Here is an 18,359-nt window from a genome sequence, read left to right as displayed (position 1 = left end):
AAGAGTCAGGGTTATTTGATGAAAGTGCCGTTTCTCCGCCGGCCTACCCAAACAGTTCAGTTAACTGGCGCTCTTGCGCCAAATCGCGAATCAAAGAAAGCTTAGAGCGGATATAACCATTGAGCACATTCGTCTCGTCCCTATTAAGAGACTGCTCCTGATTAAACTGCTTGAGCAACCACTGCTCCAAACTAGCATCATCCAAAGTTAACAGAAAATTTGCTTGAGTTTTTTCAACAACCGTCCAAAGTTGGCGAAGCATTGAGGGAGTCATACAACCTCCGCGTAAGCGTGAATCCATCGAGAGTGATGGTAGGTAAATCAGTCTTTACGGCCAATGGCCCTCAGACCGGCATCCCATATCTTAAGATTTCCTTAATTATTTGGCTGCTCCTACTACGATACCTGAATTTAGAAAAAACCAACTCCAAAAAACACAACTTGAAACAACTCTTAGAAAAAGGTTAATAAATCGCCTCACAACTTGACCAAATTCTGAGTAAACCGTACACAAACGTTAACGATTGTAAGGGTCTCCAGCATTGGCGGCAAAAACCAGAGCCTCATTTTTCCGTACAATTGTAGCACAGAAAACAATTCTCCCAAAAAACCCTTACAAACTCTGAGTCGCTCAACAGCCTCTTTAAGGTAGCTCTTCTGCTGCTGTTGCTCGATAATTCTTACCAAATCTTGAGAATTCAACAATGGCAACAATATACGAAATTCACCCAAAAAACCCGCAATCGCGCCGCATCGAAGAAATCAAAAACGCCCTGCAAAACGGCGCTGTCATGCTTTACCCCACCGATACGGTGTATGCAATTGGTTGCGATCTCAACGCCAAATCCGCCATCGAACGAGTCCGGCAAATCAAGCAGATGTCCAACGAAAAACCCTTAACCTTTCTATGTCCCTCACTTTCCAACGTCGCTCATTATGCAGTAGTAACCGATGAAGCCTACCGAATCATGCGGCATTTAGTGCCTGGTACCTACACCTTTCTCTTACCGGCCACAAAATTAGTCCCCAAAGTCGTAATGAACCCCAAACGCAAAACCACCGGCATTCGCGTTCCCGATCACCCAGTCAATTTAGCCCTCCTCAACGCCCTCGAAAACCCCATTATCTCTACCTCCGCCCACCTTTTTAACGATGACGTCAGCCAGCCGATGATCACAACCCAAGTCGGACGCGCCGAACTCTTTGACGCCCTAGACAACTTAGTGGACATCATTATAGACAGCGGCGAAGAACCAGGCTATCAAGTTTCCACAATTTTAGACCTCACCGGCAGCGAACCGGTCATCCTCCGCCAAGGTTTAGGATGGCAAGAAGCGGCAGCCTGGGGTGCTGTGCCGGTCGAATAAAATTGGCGATTGGAGATTGGGGGGCTACTCCCCCCTCGTTTTCTATCCTGATGCCAATCCAGCATCCCTGAACTTTTGTGTGATCAGGTTTTTTTACACCCCCCTCAATTACCGCTGAGTTAAGTTAGTTCCCTAGAGACTGTGCCACTTAGGCAGTCGGTTGATTTTTACCCAGACAAACCAATCTCTTCAAAAGACACTTACAAAACTGTCTATCGGCACCACTCTAAAAACCCTGCCAAAAAATCGCTTTCCTCACGCAGCCAGACAAGCCAACAATTCTTACACAGCAACCATTTGACTAAAAAAAAGTCTCTCTCATAAACAGAGGCTCACCAGATCGGTTTTTTAGAGTTACTTTTGTAACTGGCAAGCTTGGCAAAAACTCATTCAATACCGCTTTGAGTAGTCACACACCAGCACCCCTATCAACCTTTGGAGTCGCATACATTCAGAGTATAGAAAGTTGAAACGAAACAACACTGAAAAATTCAGCTTCGGTTTCTGACTTTTTATCTAAACAACCCACCGCGTGCGTCACCAGAGGTTTAACTATGAACTCCCCACTCACTAACTCTTTTTATCAAACTTCCAACAACGTAAGCATCAACCCGGATGCAGAAAATTCAGATAACAATATCGAGCGTGACAATTCCGAGCAGTCAACAGCCGTAACCGATAACCTGCCAGGTTTTGACACAGTTTCTCTTACTAATTTAATCATCAAAGAACTCCACGATAAAATTTCCTCTAGCTCTCGCAGTGTCCCAGAGGTTGCCCTGCGCTTGGCGAGAGAAATTGAGCGCATTTGCTCAAAAAGCCCCCGCATTCAAAACTCTGGTGAAGTTCGCTCTTGGCAGCAAGTTTTAGCTCGTCATCGCGTCCAAAAATGCTTGCATTACTACCAAAAAGGCTCGAAACAAGGCCGCGTTGAATTGCACAGCAACCTCAGTTCAATGGTTTACCGCCACGTTGCTCCTTTGCGTTCACGTCTCGGTTTTCAAGGCCGGTATAACCTGATTGAAGACTTCCTCCAAGGTTTCTACATTGAATCTCTGCGAGCCTTCCGCCGCGAAAACCAACTGCCAGAAAACTATCAACCCCGCACCCAGCTTGAATTAGCCGAATATATGGCTTTTACCGAACAGTTTGCCAAACGCCGCATTAGTTTGGGACGTGGTGCTCAGCAGTTGATTGTTTTACGCGCTCAAGGTTTTGCTAACAACCAACCAGAAGAAACCGTCCTTGACATTGAGCAAGCGGTGGAGTTTCCCAAAGGTGAGGAAGCTGAATCGCAAAACCGTTCTCATGCGGCCCAGCAAGTGCGGGAACAAATGGTGGCCGATACGGTTGACCCGGCTGAGGCTGTGTTGCGCGACCGCGTGGTGGCGGAGTTGGTGGAATATCTCGAAGCTCAAGGTCAAAAAGATTGCGTTGATTATTTGGTTTTGAAGTTGCAAGATTTAGCGGCCCAAGAAATTGATGAAATTTTGGGTCTGACTGCCCGCCAACGTGATTACCTGCAACAGCGCTTTAAATATCATGTCGAAAAGTTTGCTCGCTCACATAACTGGAAGTTGGTACACCAGTGGTTAGGTGCGGATCTTGATCAAAATTTGGGCATGGCTCCTCAACAATGGCAAGCTTTTATCAGCAAGCTTTCCCCTGAAGACCGGCAGCTTATGGAACTTAAGCGCAGTGGTTTGAACGATGCTGAAATTTCCAAAACACTCAAGTGTACTGCAAAACAATTGCAAAAACGCTGGACTCAGCTTTTAAACCAAGCTTGGGAAACTCGTAATGGAGGGGAGCAATAATGAGCTACGCTGTGTTAACGGTTTGAGGGGGTGTTTTTCTCCCTCACCGGCCACCAGCTTTTGATGCCTGTTAAAAAGTTCGCTGTTGACTTTTTGGGGTAGTTATTTATGCTTATTTCCCCAACTTTTTGTTTAGTTAATTATACCAGGTCGCTGTTTTTTAAGGTTCTGCTCTGTCGGCAAGCATCAAGTGATGAGGCTCAATTTTATCACTACTCTGCTATGCGATATCTTCAAAGCCTTGTGCTTAATAGGCTTTTAAAATCTTACATCTAAAATTTAAAATCTTTAATCCCCTGACGTCGCACTCTTTACAAAAATTCAGATATAGTAGACAAGAACTCACTTTTTTTGTGGCAGTTATGGCGGTTAATCTTGCTTTGGCTCGTTTCTCGGTTAAGCCACCAGCACAAGATATGCCGGCACTCAAGCAAGTCTTTCAAAGCATTGGTGCTGCTTCTTGTCCCCATCAGTATAATTTTCACCTGCACACGATTTATTCCGACGGTCAGTTAACGCCAGAAGAATTGATCGAGCAGGCTATTGAGTTTGGCTTGCAAGGATTGGCAATTACTGATCATCACAGTATCGGTGGTTATGAAGTTGCTCAAAGTTGGCTTTCTGACCGGCAGGAATCCTCTTCTGATGTTTCGTTACCTCATCTCTGGACGGGGGTGGAAATCAATGCGGATTTACTCGGATGTGAGGTGCATATTCTCGGTTATGCTTTTAATCCCGAAAGTTCTTCGATGAAGCCTTATTTACAAGGGAAAGCGACTAACGGTAAGGATTATCTGGCCGGTTCTGTGATTGAGGCTATTCACTGGGCCGGTGGGTTGGCGGTTTTGGCTCACCCGCAGCGGTATCGTCTTCCTGTTGAAAACTTAATTCCAGCGGCGCGTCAGTTGGGAATTGATGGGGTTGAGGCTTTTTATGCTTACAATAATCCTTCTCCTTGGCGTCCTTCAGAGCGGCAAACTGATTTGGTGTGCAAGCTTGGTGCTGAGTACGGTTTATTGAATACTTGTGGTACCGATACTCACGGTAAAAGCATCTTACAGCGTTTATAAGGCAAGGGCGGAGGGGGAGGGTTTTTACACCTCCGTTGCTGTTAGGGGTGCAATTTTATTTTTTATATAAGTGTTATCTGGCTGAGATTAAATTTTGAAAAACCATTTACGTTTGTACATAAAATATAAAATTCCCCACCAAAAAACTACTGTACAAATTGCAAATGCTAGAGAACCATTGAGGGGGCCGGCCCAGGCTCGAAACAAGTTTTCATAGATAAAAGTATAAGTTGTGGGGGGTTTGTCTCCGGCCCCAATGTGAGTTTTAATCAGAAAACGGGCAACAATTCCAGAACCGACAAAGAGAAAAATGGCGTTTAATCCCATGATTTCAAAGAATTTTGCCCATTTTCGCACGTTGCGAATGTCGATGATGTAGTAAAGTGCGGCAAGTAATAATAAGGCCCATCCGCTTGTATAAAGAGTATATGAACTTGTCCAAAGTTGTTTGTTGAGGGGGAAAAGATAACTCCACAAATGCCCGATAATGAGGCAAGAAAGGCCGGTGATAATTAAGAGGATACAGGTTTGATTTTGGGGTTTGGGGTTTTGTTTAAGATAGGTGCCGGTGAAGTATCCAATTAATACGTTTACGATAGCAGCAAGGGTGCTGAGGAGTCCTTCTGGATCGAAACCTGGATTGGGTTTAAGGAGATGTTTAGGGGTGAGAATGAGCCGGTCTATGTAGGCGATGAGGGTGCCTTCTCCGTTGGGTGATAGGTTGCCGGTGCCATAGCCAGGGACGGGGATAAATTGCAGTGCTAACCAATATCCTATTAGGATAATAGCGCTGGTTAAAAATTGTTGTTTTGGCGAGAAGTTGAGAACGATCAAACTAGCAAAAAGGTAACAAAGGGCAATTCGTTGTAAAACTCCCATGATGCGGAGAGTAGAAATATCAAAAGGTTTGCTGTTAAAGATGGCATCAAGGGTGAGGGAAAGAATGGCAAGGAATAAACCAAGAGCAAATAATATTAAACAGCGCTGAATAATACGTTGATATACGGTTTTGGTGGGCCGGTTTTCTGGGGTGTATTTAGATAGGGATAATGGCATTGCGACACCGACGATGAAGAGGAAGAAGGGAAAAACAAGGTCGGTGGGGGTGCAACCATGCCATTTAGCGTGTTTGAGGGGGGGATATATATAATCCCAACTTCCGGGGTTATTGACGAGGATCATGGCGGTGATGGCGATACCGCGAAAGACATCAAGGGATAGGAGGCGGGCCGGTTTTGTAGCAAGATGAATCATAAACAAACAAAATAACACATTGTTAATAAACCAGTTTAAACCGGCCCTCTGTAGGTCGGATACTTTCTAAGTCTGGTTGCATAAATTCGGGGAGAACTTCGTAAGCTTTTCTTCCCAAACAGAAATTCTGCACAAATTCGTAAAAATTTCGCCCTATTTTATATACATCTCCTCCAAAACAGTCGGTTCTTGCCATTAAGTTTTTGATAAAGTGCTTTGTGGCTTGGTTGTGAGAGCTTCCGTACCTCACAAGTTACAGGCCAATAAAATAATCGCCGGCAACCCACACGCGCTGTGAGATTGGCCGACGATCTAAAATAATGGAGTCAATGGCCCGAAAAGCCTGCCGAGTTGAAATCCACTTTAACAAGTCTTGCTGAGAATTTTGACGTGACCTTGAAAATCAATGTAGTGAATTTTGCAGCCACTGGGGAGGTTGACTGAGCCCATGCTGACGGGGCGTTGTTGAACTAGGTTTAATTCTTCGGGATAGCGGGGTTTGGCGTCGCCTTCTAGCCACACCGGCGGCACCATCATCGCATCATACTCGGCAATGGTGTACACCTTCCCCGGTCGGTTCTTGAGTTCGACTTTCTGACCGGCACGATAGGTAATGGCTTCTTGGTCTTCAAAGGCTTCGTCGTTCCAAATTTGTACGGCAACCATGTTATTCTCCTTCAACTCGCTGGCTATCTATGTTTTCAATAAAGGGTTTCTTGTTAAAAACTCTTGACTTATAACAAAAATGTTACCAAAGTTACTGAAATCTTTGTAAGGGGGTTGAGAGTAAATTTTTGTGAAGACAGTCCGGCTCCTAAAAGGTTTGTAAGTAAGATTACTCATTGCTTTTGCAAGCACCGGCCCCCTGTCCCTAGCACTTAGCAACCGGCCACAACAACAACTCTATAGTTGTCAACAACCCTGAGACTTAAATAGTAATTCCTACCAAATATCTAAAGTTATAAAATTTTTTAAATAATATTTAAACAATTCTTAACAATTAGGCTTTTATGCGGGAAAAAGCAAAAAATATTACAAATCAAAAGCATCCGCTCAGGGTAATCAGCAAAATTTGTTGAGATTTTTGGAAAAAAAGATTATGAAGCGAGGATTGAATCTGATATCAAGGAAAAAGCGAAATCCCTTTGAGTACGCGATCCCAATCTTTATCGAACAAAACAAACAATTCAAAATAGCATAAAATCTGTCTAAAGTTTGAGGGGGTTTCTATCTTTAAGCAGATGTGCTGTGTACTTTGAAAACCGAACTTTGTTGAGTTCGGTTTACCGTATTGCTTAACAAATCATAAAGATATAAAGTTTGTGTAAACGTAACAGCCTGTGCAGGTTCAAGAGCAGATAAAGAAAATTAACCAGCACAGAAGAGGGTGAAATTTACTTCACCTCAAACAGGAGGTATATAATGCGGATTGCTCAAATTGCCCCTTTATGGGAGCGCGTACCCCCTCCAGCTTATGGAGGTATAGAATTAGTCGTAGGATTACTTTGTGATGAATTAGTACGGCGGGGTCACGAAGTAACATTATTTGCAAGCGGTGATTCAATTAGCCTCGCCAAATTAGAATCGGTACACCCGCGAGCACTTCGCCTAGACAATTCGGTAAAAGAATACGGCATTTATGAAATGCTGCAACTAAGCCGAGTTTATGAAAAAGCAAGTGAATTTGATATTATTCACTCGCACATGGGTTGTGCAGCTTTACCGTTTGCAAATTTAGTCAAAACTCCAACAGTTCACACTTTGCACGGCATTTTTACCCCCGACAACGAAAAAATGTTTAGGCACGCTGCCAAACAACCTTATGTCAGCATTTCTAATGCTCAGAGGGAACCGAGATTAAAGTTAAACTGCGTTGCCACAGTTTATAACGGTGTTGATATCAGCACATACCAATTTTATGAAAAGCCACAAGATCCGCCATATTTAGCATTTTTAGGCCGACTTTCTCCAGAAAAAGGGCCGCATTTAGCCATTGAAATTGCCAAGAAATCTGGCTGGCATTTAAAAATGGCTGGGAAAGTAGATCCGGTGGATCAAGAATTTTTTGAAAACGAAATTAAGCCGCATATTGACGGCAAACAAATTGAATATCTCGGTGAAGCCAACCACGCCCAAAAATCGCTGCTGATGGGGAATGCAGTTGCAACGTTATTCCCGATTACTTGGCGCGAACCTTTTGGTTTAGTAATGATTGAATCAATGGCCACCGGCACCCCCGTAATTGCGATGGAATTGGGGTCTACTTCGGAAGTCATTGCAGATAATTTGAGTGGCTTTTTATGCCATAGCGTTGATGAGTGCGTTGCAGCCATTGATAAAGCTGTGCAATTAAACCGGCGTGCTTGTCGAGATTATGTGCAGCAAAAATTTAGCGCCCAGGCGATGACCGATGGATATGAAGCAGTTTACCGGCAAATTGTCAGCCAAAGCTTTGCAAAAAATGGTCATCTTCATACGCCTAGTTTAAGTGCTGTTTAGGTGGATTTTAATCCACCTTTTTTGTCGATTTCCTCGCTTGAAAATTGCCTACAGGCTGGTTGGTAAACAACCATTTTGTAACGATTTGAATATCAAGCAGAGGTGATATCGGGGTGAGGGCTGGTGTATGAAGCCCTCGTAAAACCCCCGTCTGGCTTTTTATTTAATCCAACTCGGTGCAGGAGGGTACAGGTATGTCTTTGAAAGATGGACAGCCGATTTCTCTAATGAAAACGGAAATTTCTTCGCCAATTTCCCCTTCAAAAAGTGAGCGTTCAGTTTCACCTTTTGCTTCCGCACGACCGGCCATTCCGGGGCGGCAACCAATCGCTTTAATTTCTGATCATGGCGATCCGGCGGCAGAAATTGGTAAAGAAGAAGCCGGCGGCCAAAATGTCTATGTCCGTCAAGTTGGCGAAGCTTTGGCAAAATTGGGGTGGCAAGTTGATATGTTTACCCGCAAAACAAAGCCAGAAGATCCGACAATTGTTCAACATTCGCCTCACTGTCGAACCATTCGTTTAAAAGCCGGCCCAGAAAAGTTTATTCCCCGTGATGAGTTGTTTGATTATATGCCTGCTTTTGTTGAGGCTTTTGAAAAGTTCCAACTTAAAGAAGGCACAAGTTACCCCGTAATTCATACTAATTATTGGATGTCGGCTTGGGTGGGTTTGCAACTCAAACAAAAAAGCAATATCCAGTTAGTTCATACTTATCACTCTTTGGGTGCGGTGAAATATCAAGCAGTTTCCCACCGGCCCGCCAGTGCAGAAATTCGTTTAGCAGTTGAGCAAGAAATTTTAGAAAAAGCTCATTGTGTGGTCGCAACTAGCCCCCAAGAAGAAGAAGTTTTGCGGTCTTTAGTTTCGGCAAAAGGTCATGTCGAGGTGATTCCTTGCGGGACAGATATTACTAATTTCCGCGTGTTGCCAAAGGCGGAGGCGCGAACAAAATTAGGGCTAGATCACCATGAGCAAATTGTGCTTTATGTGGGCCGGTTTGACCCTCGCAAAGGTATTGAAACTTTAGTACGTTCTTGTGCAATTTCTGAAGCCAGAAAAGAAGGAAAATTCCGCTTAATTATTGCCGGCGGTTGTGATGAAGAAGGCGCAGATGGACGCGAACGCCAGCGCATTGAAAAACTTGTTGAAGAATTAAAACTCAGCGCACAAACGATTTTTCCTGGGCGTTTGGATCACAATATTTTGCCCCTTTATTATGCGGCTGCTGATGTTTGTGTGGTTCCCAGTCATTATGAACCTTTTGGGTTAGTTGCTATTGAGGCAATGGCTTGTGGTACGCCGGTTGTGGCTTCAAATGTTGGTGGTTTGAAGTTTACGGTAATTCCAGAAGAAACCGGTTTGTTAGTATCTCCTCAAGATGTTAGCGGTTTTACGGCGGCAATTGACCGCATTTTAATGGATGAATTATGGGCTCGAAAATTGCGACGTTTGGCGCCGGTTCGGGTAACTCAAAATTTTAGCTGGGCGGGAGTTGCTATCCAGTTAAGTGATTTATACCGACGTCTTTTAGCCAGTTCTATTATGGATGAACAATTTTTGTCTTTGTTGTTACCTCGTCCGCGTGAAACATCGGTTTCTGCTTCCCCTCGTGTGGCTACGGTTGCACCGGCTAATGTTGGTTTGACGAAGGTTTCTTGATTGTTCTTTTAATTCGGGTTTGGGGAGTGACATTCACAAACCAGGTTTTTCATCACAACTAAATCGCCAAATCTAAGATTTGGGTAGAAAACCCCAGTTTCTCTAAGAAACCAGGGTTTTTTTGCTTAAGCCCTATATTAAATCAGGCTAAAATTTTGCTCTGTCAAAGACGCTGGCTGGATGCCATTTAATTGCGCCAATATTTCACCACTGGTTTTTAGTGCGATTGTGGTGTCATTGTTAATGGCTGTGAGGTTTAAATCGTTGAACGTTAAGCCTCCACTTAACCCAATGAAATCAACCCCAATTTCAAAATTGGTAATGACATCTATTCCTTTTTGAGAACCCAAAACAAAGGTATCTATTCCATTACCGCCGATGAGGGTATCATTGCCGGTGCCACCATCGAGTAAATCGTTGCCGGCATTTCCATAAACCCAATCATTGCCGGTATTCCCCATCAAAGAGTCGTTTTCTTGGCCTCCATACAGGGTATCATCCCCATCACATCCATCGATTAAATCGGCACCTTGATTGCCAAATAGCAAATCCTTTCCATCTCCTCCAGAAATGCTGTCGTTGCCAACATCCCCTTGTAGAATATCGTCGCCTAATTCTCCTTTGAGAATGTCATCATTTTGACCGGCATAAACTGTATCATTCCCATCACCGGCTGCAATAAAATCATTGCCCATATTTCCAAAGGCTAAATCATTTCCGGAACCGCTATCTAGGGTATCGTCGCCAATATCTCCTAACAGAATATCGTCGCCAATTCCTCCCAGAATTGCATCGTTATCTTTGCCTCCAAAAATTGTATCATTCCCCTCACCACCGGCCATATAATCGGTGCCCATGTTGCCAAATAATAAATCGTTGCCAATTCCTCCATCAATATTATCGCTGCCACTCAGTGCAACAACAATATCATTACCTCCCAGGCTATTTATTGTTTGATTTGACGCATCTCCCATCAAGATATCATTCGTTTCTGTGCCAGGAATTGTTGTGGCAATTTCGCTATTTGGCATTAATGCCGGTGTGGGAAATTCCTCGGAAAGGCAATTTTCTTCTATTGGTGTGGGCGTCGGATCTGGCGTCGGCGTGGGCGTCGGATCTGGCGTCGGATCTGGCGTCGGATCTGGCGTCGGATCTGGCGTCGGATCTGGCGTCGGAGAATTGACAACACCGGCTATCGCAAAATTGAAAGGATTTTCATCAGTATCATTGGTGATAAATGAAACTTCACCCGACAAATTGCCGGCTGCTAAAGCATCAACTTGAACACCAAAATTCCCAGTTCCCCCCGCAGCAACCGTAGCGGGTAAAGTGCCAACCAAACTAAAGCCAGAAGGCAATGATAAACCGCTTAGAGTTAAATCGGAAGTGCCAATATTTTGGACGGTAAACGTTTTAGAAATTGGCGTACTTAGATTCGTGGTTCCAAAATTAATCGCCGTTGTGGAATTATCTGCAATCGCCGTAGCGCCTTCCAAAACTTGAATTTCTGGACTGCTACCCGCCAATTCATAAGCCCCACTATCCACCAACGCCGAACCATTATTATCACCATCTTGTGGACGTGCTAAACCGCGTTGATCCGTTGCCGGTGCGCCCACATTTACCCCTGCATCAATGGCAGCACTTCCTGGCAGCAATGGTAACACCAAAGCGCCATTAATTTCTTGCAGAGTTCCCAATCTTGGATCGGCAATCGTAATGCTTGCAGTGGCGTTATAATCATTGCCTAAAGTCGTAGCTTTGGCAGGAAATTGAATATTTCCACCACCATCGATTAATTCGCGGTTGGTGTTGTATTGAATATTCCAAGGATTGCCGGCAGTGTTGTTACTAAAAATCGTATTTCTCAGTGTCACTGGCGTGGTATTATCTGCCAAAATTCCACCTACAGTAAACCCAGCACGGTTATTAGCAATTGTTGAGTTTGTGATGGTAGCCGGTAAGCTAGTTCCGCCGATGCGAATTCCGCCGCCATAGCCGGTACTGGCATCTGTGACTTGGTTGCCATAAACGGTACTATTACTGATAGTAACTTGACCTTTATCTGACCATAAACCTCCTCCTTGATAAACAGCTTTGTTGTTAGCAAGGGCAGAATTTGTCAAAGTTAAAGGCACAGATTGATGGTAAATTCCTCCACCCAAAGCATTGTTATTGGCATCTCTGATAACTTCGTTGTTTTGGATGATGGAATTTTCAATTGAAACGGTATGAGGTGTATAGGCACTTAAGAACAATCCACCCCCCAAACCGGCTGCTTTATTACCTTCAAAGCGGCTATTTTTGACGATAATACTGCCAACTTCTCCGGGGGAATTGGCACCATCGGTATAAATAGCACCGCCGTTTCCACTTTGAAAGCCGGAGAAGTTAACGCCGGCTGTCGTATCGTTATTAAGAAACCGGCTATTTTCGATAATTGAATTGGTGTTGAGGATGTTTATTGCAGCGCCAACAATACCTTTATTGTTGCTAAAGGTACTGCCGGTTACTGTTAAATTTCCGCCTTGTGCTGTAATACCACCGGCACCACGTTCTCGAATTAAACCTGTTGTGCCAGAAGTCGCATTATTGCTGTCAAAAACACTGTTAATGACAGTAATATTACTTTCATTTCCGCCGCGAATACTCGCACCTTGTTGAGCAATGTTGTTTCTAAACGTGACGTTTTCGACAGTTAATTGCCCTAAATATCCTGTGCGAACACCGGCACCGCCTTCGGCATCATTCGTGTTACCATTGGCAAGGGTAAGGTTTCTGAGATTAATTACAAAACCGTTGGGAGTTTGCCAATCCCAATCACTATAAATGATCCGGGTTGCGTTGTTTCCATTGAGGGTTAATCCTGCTGCACCGCTACCATCAATGGTGATGCTTTTGTTAACCACCAGTTGGCTGTTGAGGGTGATAACTGAATTGGCGGGTAAATTAAAAGCAATGGTATCACCGGCAACCGCATCCGCAATTGCTTGACGCAAGGAACCGCTACCACTATCATTTGTATTGGTAACGGTAATAGTTGCTAAAACTCCCTGATAATTTGCCTGGGTTTCTGCTAACAAAGGGTTGGTGCTTTCGATGTTGCCGGTGTTATATTCGAGATTCCAATTTCCACCTTTTGCCGCATTGCCGGTTAAGTCAGTCGAAGCCGCAATATCAGCGCCGGTTATTTGGCTCAACTTGTTAATCAATTCACTGCCATTTCCAGCCGCGAAATCACAACCATAAACCAGGATATCTGCCTTTTCACTCAGGGCTGTTTGCCATTTTTGCAGTTGAATTTGATAAGTTTCAAGGCTATCTGCTGACAGAGTTGTGTTGCCAAGTTGTAAAGTGCCGGCGCTTCCGTGAGAAAAAATAGAAATTGCATCAATTTTTTGATTTTGTGACGCATATTTTTCTAATTCTTTCGTGATGGTTTCAATGCCATTGGCATTACTTTCTAAGAAAATTACTGAGGTGTTGGGAGGCAAGCCGGCGGCGAGACTTTGGTAGTTTTCTACGCCTTTATCAATGACGACAAGAGAACGAGCAGGAGTGGGTTGAAGGTTTTTCTCTGTAAGGGTTGAAGATAATTTTACAGACATTTTGTGGACTCCAGGTAAAAGATTTTTGGGTAGATACAACCCTGGAGTTTGAGCTTAATTTTTACTCAAATTCGACATGGACTAAATGGCAGAAACCCGAAGTATCTGCTCGATTGTTTCTCGGATACCTACTCTCTAAAGTAACAGTGAGGTCGGTTGATTGCCTCTACCTTTTGAGTGATATCTTCATAATTAACCCTATCAAATTCTTTAAAGTTTGTGGGATTTTAAATAAAAGTTCCGTGTATTTGCGTAGAGGAGTTGTGCAAATCTTAGAAAGCTCAACTCCCCTATCCCATCTACCCCGGAACAATTTAACTGGTTTATGTGGTTTGTTTTTCTGATTTTTGTCTAGTTTTTTAGCGATTCTCATTTCTACCGGCCTCTTGTTTTATCACAGAAAACTTCTAATCCAGGCCGACTATTATTGAGTTTGCTTGCGTAATTTCCGCATCATTCCTGTGAGGTATCATCCGACATAGTAGCGCCCGCCAAATTAGCCCCTGCCAAAATCGTCCCTTTTAAATTTGCCCCTCGCAACTTTGCCCCTTTTAAGTTTGCACCAGTCAAATTTGCATAGCTTAAGTTGCAATAGCGTAAATCTGTCCCACTCAAATCAGCCTCAGTAAAATTGGCTTTAAAAAGATAAGATCCATTCAAATAAGCTTCGGATAAATTAGCTTTTTGGAAATCAACTTTATACAAATAAGCATTAATAAATTCGGCATTTTGGACGCTGGCGTGAGAAAGGCTTGCCCCAGACAAATTTGCCTCGCGCAAAATGGCTTTTCTTAAACTTGCACCCACCAAATTTGCCGAACTTAAATCAGCAGCAGTTAAATTTGCCCCAGTCAAATCAGCACCAATTAAATTGGCATTAGTTAAATCACTGTCATTGAGTAAGGCATTGATTAAATAAGTGCCGGTGAGGTTAGCGGAATTTAAACAAGCTTCCACAAGGGCAGCATCGCATAAGTTGGCAAGGCTGAGATTTGCTTGGTTTAAATTAGCTGCTATTAGTTTCGCGTTGCCTAAGTCGCAGTGTCGCAAATTTACGCCCTGCAATTGGGCACCGCGAAGATTTGCCCCACTCAAAAAAGCTTCGCTTAAATCAAGTTCAATGTCGGGATTTTTGATGCGCCATTCAATCCATTTAACTGCGCCTTGTTTGAGCAGTGCCAGATGTTGTTGATTTGCCATGAGCCGGTTTTTTTCTAATCCCAAGTTTCCAATTTTCCAATGTATCGCATCACGACACCACTCTCTTGTTTTTGGTTGTTTTTTATTCTTTCCTTCCCGCACCGGCAGCAAGGCTATCTCGTCCGGGGATATTTTCAATAGCACCAATAGCAGCGCGTGATGCAGCTAAAATATCGCGTTCTTCTCCGCCTAAATAAAGACGTCCGAAGCTGCCCACCGGCAGAATTTCTAATATATTAATAGAGGCTGCTTTTTCTGATTCATTGGCTGCCAGTGCGGCATAAGCTGCCGGTTCAACTTCGAGCACATAAAGCGTTTGTCCTGCCAGCAAAAGTTGTCCCCGTCGGGTACGATTAATAAGTTGCGTTTGGTGGGCGTCAATATTGCGAATAATTTGGCTGGAAATAATACGCGGTTTAATACATTCTTCGCGGCGCACTCCAAGCATATCTAAAATTGCACTGCCGGCGGCTCGCGTTTCGCCTTGTTTGCTAGAATGTATTTCTAAGAGGCCATAAAGTCGCTCCACAATTTGCACGCCAGGACGCACAGTAGCAGATTTTAATGCCACATCAGTAATGCGGTTAATTTCTATCCCCGGAGAGATTTCTATCCACAAAGACGCATCCCCCGGTAATGGCAAAAACCCCTGAGCAACGGTGCCGATATACGCCGCGTGCTGGGGTTGCAAATTGTCTAAATATACATAACTGCGTAACTCGATTCCCAAGGTTTCACTCCGTGCAGTCGGGTGACTCTATTTAACGTGCAATATTAGAGTTTACCTTGTTTTGTCATTAGTCATTAGTCTAGGGGCAAAAAACCCTTAACAAATGACCATTGACAACCAGCTATTTTACCTTGGCCACCGGCTCACTTTCCCGTTTAGTGCCGTTGCTGGGCGCTGGTTTTTGTTCTTCAGCGGCGGAAAAGGCCGGTTTTAAGAGTTTCCAGGCGTCTTCAGCTTGCGGCTGCAATTTATCAAATTCTATTTTGGCAATGGCTAAATTTTCGATAGTTTTGGGGAAGGCTTTATCGGTTGCCATTTCAATTTGTTCTTCGCTGAGGGGTTGCAGAGAAAATACAGCCTCAATTAACCCTAAATATTTTTGGGCGCTGGCTTGTTGTTGTTGCAAAGCCGCCCGTTTTAGCGTGAATTCAGCAACAGTTTTTGCCGCTTTTTCCATAGGTTCGAGTTCTCTTTCCGTCCGGGTTTCTTCGGCTTCGGTTAGCCCGGAGTGGGAAGCTTCGACAAAAATTAGATCTTCCACTCCCAACCCATCGGGGAAACTATCACTATCCAGCGGGCCGGTTTCTTCTGTCATCAAGCGCAAGGCTTCATCGAGCGCACTTGCTCTGGTTTTTTGATCATCAACTTTTCCCGGCACCGTAATAGTAACTCCTGGGTGGGCTTTTACGGTATAGGTAACGGTGGCTTTGCGGCGTCCCATGTGTGGTGTTTCTCCCAACTTGCAATCGTTGCTATTTTAACATTTTTGGGACGCTAAAGCTTTGCTGGTAGGGGTTTTTGCCACAAGGGCGATTTTTTATTAACTGCGCCTTTCGGCAGTTCCGTTAATAAAAAACCACCATCTCCTAACCAACCACCACCTCATCCAGCATTTCCGGCGGCGTGGCTGGTAGGGCTTTTTTGCCCTTGGGGTTAAGGTTATTTGCCACAACTCCCAAACAAGGAATGCTATAGGTTTCTAACTGTTTGATCACTTTTGTAACAGCAGATGCCGGCGTTTTGCCCACCGCCACCACCATCACAACTCCATCGGTATTATCTGCCAAAAAATGAGCGTCCATCAAATTAAAAAGATGCGGCGTATCATAAATAACTAAATCATAATTGCTTTGAAATTCTTTGATGAGATACTGCATTTTTGACGAGGCAAGCTGGCGAATTGAATTAGGCAAAGGTTGCCCAGATGTGAGAACCGAAAAGTTATCCATTGCCAAGGGACGCTGAATGAAATTATTGGCCGGTTGATTGCTCGAAAGTAAATCAGTTAAACCTTTTTGGTTGGGTAAATTCAACAACTGATGCAGGCGAGGAAAGCGAAAATCTGCATCTACTAATAACACCCGATGCCCCATTGCTGCGGCTGTTTTAGCAAGGTTTAAAGCCACAATTGATTTGCCATCGCCGGCGGTGGCGGAAGAAACAGTTAAAGAACGCACAGGCCGGTCAGTAAATAAAAATCGCAGATTCGCATAAAGCGATTCAAAAGCATCAAAAAACTGCGCCTGATTATTTTGTTCCCTACCATCTTCCACCCGATTGGCTGCAAGATTTGAGTAAGGAATTTCGCCCAAAATCGGCACTTTTACAGCATCTTCCAAATCAGGCGTACCATTATAAATATTGCGATACTTTTCTAACAAGAAAGCCGCCAGAAAACCTAACAGCAATCCTCCCATAATTGCCTGAGTCATTTGCTTTTTCAAGTCCGCCGGTTCAGCCACAGCGTTGCCTTTTTCATCCCGCGATACTTGCGGCTTAGAAACCAATTCCCAAGGCACCTCATTTTGAGCAGCTTCAATTTGTAGCGTTTGCCGTTGCGTTAAAAGTTGATCAAGGGTTTTTGTGGCAATTTCTAACTGGCGTAGCAAGTCATCATACTGGCGAGAAATTGCCGGCACTGTGTTAAGTTGTTGCTCAATATCGGCTTTTGCTTTGGCAACTTCGGCGCTGCGAATTTCCAGCACATTAATTTGATTGCCGGTGTCTACCAACTGTTTAATTAAAACTAAACGAGTCGGGTTTTGCGTTCCCAGGTTAGCGCCATTTTCCCCAGAAGTGGTTACATTTGCGCCGACAATTTGTTGCGTTTCTTGCTGCATCAAACCCAGCAAATTTTGGCGTTGAGCTTCAAGATTTTGCATTTGCGGGCTCCCCATTTGAAACCGCGCCGACTCCGTAGCAATTTGTCGTTCAACTTCTTTATATTTGGTGACAAGTTGCTGATAATTTTGATTTTCACTTAAAGCTGTTGCCGCTAACCCTTCGCTAGGAGTAAGTTGTAATTGTTGTTGAAGGTTGGCATAAAGTTCTTGATTTTCTTTTAGCTGTCGTTGCGTATCTAATTGCAGCGCCGTTACATCTTGAAATTGTTTATACAAAAAATCATTTTTTTGTTTGGGATCAGACAAATCATACTGCTCTTGTAACTTTTGCAATTGCGCTTGCAGCGTCGTCACTTGAGTTTGCAATTTCGGCAGCCGTTCTTCGATAAATTTTACCCCTTGGCTGAGACGACTTTTCCGCTCTTCTAAACTATATTTTAAATACCGATAAGCGGTTCTCTCTAAAACCAACTGCACCACATCAGCATTGTGGTTTTGATAGCTAACTTCTATTAATTTTGTGCGAGCAGAATCACCCTGTCCCACACGTTCTACAGTTAATCCTTCTTTGAGAGCACCATAAGATAATTGAGGGTAGCGAACCCGCACATCTTCTAAAATTTTAGACAGCATTTGATTATCTGTTAAAATTTGAATTTGTGTCGCGTAGTCTAACGCAAACATTCCCTCACTCGGCATCCCTCCACTGCGAGTTAGCGTTGTCGGTTCAGCTAATTTTGCTTCCGAAGTCACCGGCTCAACTAATAACCGAAAACTACTTTTATAAACCGACGGCTTTTTTAAACCCAACAACCAAACCGCTGTAGCCGCCAACGCCGTGAAACCAACAATCAAATACCACCGCCGCAAAGATAACCGCATCAAAGGGCGCAAATTTAAACCTTTACTCGGTGATTGGCTCGTCAATTGCTCCCCATCTTCGGGAAAATCTTGTAAATGTTTGCCCGGTTTATTATCAGATATCCTTGGGGAAATTTGCTCGACTTCCATCCTGTTTTGCCTCACGGTA

Annotated in this window: 14 protein-coding genes; 5 read left to right on the top strand and 9 right to left on the bottom strand. The window is 43.9% G+C overall.

The genetic code is table 11. The features are described from left to right. Window positions 1-43: 43 nt before the first annotated feature. Window positions 44-274, bottom strand: a complete 231-nt coding sequence (locus tag NG798_RS07930) for a hypothetical protein (protein ID WP_261221725.1) — start codon at window positions 272-274, stop codon at window positions 44-46. Window positions 275-704: 430 nt separating this feature from the next. Here NG798_RS07930 and NG798_RS07925 point away from each other — a divergent pair, with 430 nt between their 5' ends. The 3 genes from NG798_RS07925 (at window position 705) to NG798_RS07915 (ending at window position 4,254) form a co-directional block, all read left to right on the top strand. After that, window positions 705-1,367, top strand: a complete 663-nt coding sequence (locus NG798_RS07925) for an L-threonylcarbamoyladenylate synthase (RefSeq protein WP_261221724.1) — start codon at window positions 705-707, stop codon at window positions 1,365-1,367. Between the two features lie 554 nt (window positions 1,368-1,921). Continuing rightward, window positions 1,922-3,184, top strand: a complete 1,263-nt coding sequence (locus NG798_RS07920) for a HetZ-related protein (RefSeq protein ID WP_261221723.1) — start codon at window positions 1,922-1,924, stop codon at window positions 3,182-3,184. A 362-nt stretch (window positions 3,185-3,546) separates the two neighbouring features. Next, window positions 3,547-4,254: a PHP domain-containing protein gene (locus NG798_RS07915; RefSeq protein ID WP_261221721.1), complete on the top strand. Its 708-nt coding sequence runs from the start codon at window positions 3,547-3,549 to the stop codon at window positions 4,252-4,254. 87 nt (window positions 4,255-4,341) lie between these two features. Here the strand turns inward: NG798_RS07915 and NG798_RS07910 are convergent, their stop codons facing one another. The 3 genes from NG798_RS07910 to NG798_RS07900 all read right to left on the bottom strand — a co-directional run bounded on the left by NG798_RS07910 (window position 4,342) and on the right by NG798_RS07900 (window position 6,174). Further along, window positions 4,342-5,508, bottom strand: coding sequence for an acyltransferase family protein (locus tag NG798_RS07910; protein ID WP_261221719.1), 1,167 nt, complete (start codon window positions 5,506-5,508; stop codon window positions 4,342-4,344). A 22-nt stretch (window positions 5,509-5,530) separates the two neighbouring features. Further along, window positions 5,531-5,704: a hypothetical protein gene (locus NG798_RS07905; RefSeq protein WP_261221718.1), complete on the bottom strand. Its 174-nt coding sequence runs from the start codon at window positions 5,702-5,704 to the stop codon at window positions 5,531-5,533. A 167-nt stretch (window positions 5,705-5,871) separates the two neighbouring features. Next, on the bottom strand, window positions 5,872-6,174 hold the full coding sequence (locus NG798_RS07900; RefSeq protein WP_261221716.1) for a hypothetical protein: 303 nt from the start codon (window positions 6,172-6,174) through the stop codon (window positions 5,872-5,874). Window positions 6,175-6,930: 756 nt separating this feature from the next. Here NG798_RS07900 and NG798_RS07895 point away from each other — a divergent pair. Continuing rightward, window positions 6,931-8,007, top strand: coding sequence for a glycosyltransferase family 4 protein (locus tag NG798_RS07895; RefSeq protein ID WP_261221714.1), 1,077 nt, complete (start codon window positions 6,931-6,933; stop codon window positions 8,005-8,007). Between the two features lie 194 nt (window positions 8,008-8,201). Then, window positions 8,202-9,668: a glycosyltransferase family 1 protein gene (locus tag NG798_RS07890; RefSeq protein ID WP_261221712.1), complete on the top strand. Its 1,467-nt coding sequence runs from the start codon at window positions 8,202-8,204 to the stop codon at window positions 9,666-9,668. A gap of 137 nt (window positions 9,669-9,805) precedes the next feature. Here the strand turns inward: NG798_RS07890 and NG798_RS07885 are convergent, their stop codons facing one another. The 5 genes from NG798_RS07885 to NG798_RS07865 all read right to left on the bottom strand — a co-directional run bounded on the left by NG798_RS07885 (window position 9,806) and on the right by NG798_RS07865 (window position 18,340). Continuing rightward, complete coding sequence (locus NG798_RS07885) at window positions 9,806-13,276, bottom strand: DUF4347 domain-containing protein (RefSeq protein ID WP_261221710.1); 3,471 nt, start codon at window positions 13,274-13,276, stop codon at window positions 9,806-9,808. Window positions 13,277-13,729: 453 nt separating this feature from the next. Further along, window positions 13,730-14,476, bottom strand: a complete 747-nt coding sequence (locus NG798_RS07880) for a pentapeptide repeat-containing protein (RefSeq protein WP_261221709.1) — start codon at window positions 14,474-14,476, stop codon at window positions 13,730-13,732. An 82-nt stretch (window positions 14,477-14,558) separates the two neighbouring features. After that, window positions 14,559-15,206, bottom strand: a complete 648-nt coding sequence (locus tag NG798_RS07875; RefSeq protein WP_261221708.1) for a hypothetical protein — start codon at window positions 15,204-15,206, stop codon at window positions 14,559-14,561. A gap of 121 nt (window positions 15,207-15,327) precedes the next feature. Further along, window positions 15,328-15,927, bottom strand: coding sequence for a hypothetical protein (locus NG798_RS07870; RefSeq protein WP_261221706.1), 600 nt, complete (start codon window positions 15,925-15,927; stop codon window positions 15,328-15,330). A gap of 145 nt (window positions 15,928-16,072) precedes the next feature. Further along, window positions 16,073-18,340 (bottom strand): polysaccharide biosynthesis tyrosine autokinase, encoded by a 2,268-nt coding sequence (locus tag NG798_RS07865; protein ID WP_261221705.1) that lies wholly within the window; start codon window positions 18,338-18,340, stop codon window positions 16,073-16,075. Window positions 18,341-18,359 lie beyond the last annotated feature (19 nt).

Origin of the sequence: Ancylothrix sp. D3o (assembly GCF_025370775.1) — a bacterium.
Lineage (GTDB): Bacteria > Cyanobacteriota > Cyanobacteriia > Cyanobacteriales > Oscillatoriaceae > Ancylothrix.
The sequence above is the reverse complement of the archived record's forward strand: the minus strand, read 5'-3'. Positions and strand labels throughout refer to the sequence as shown.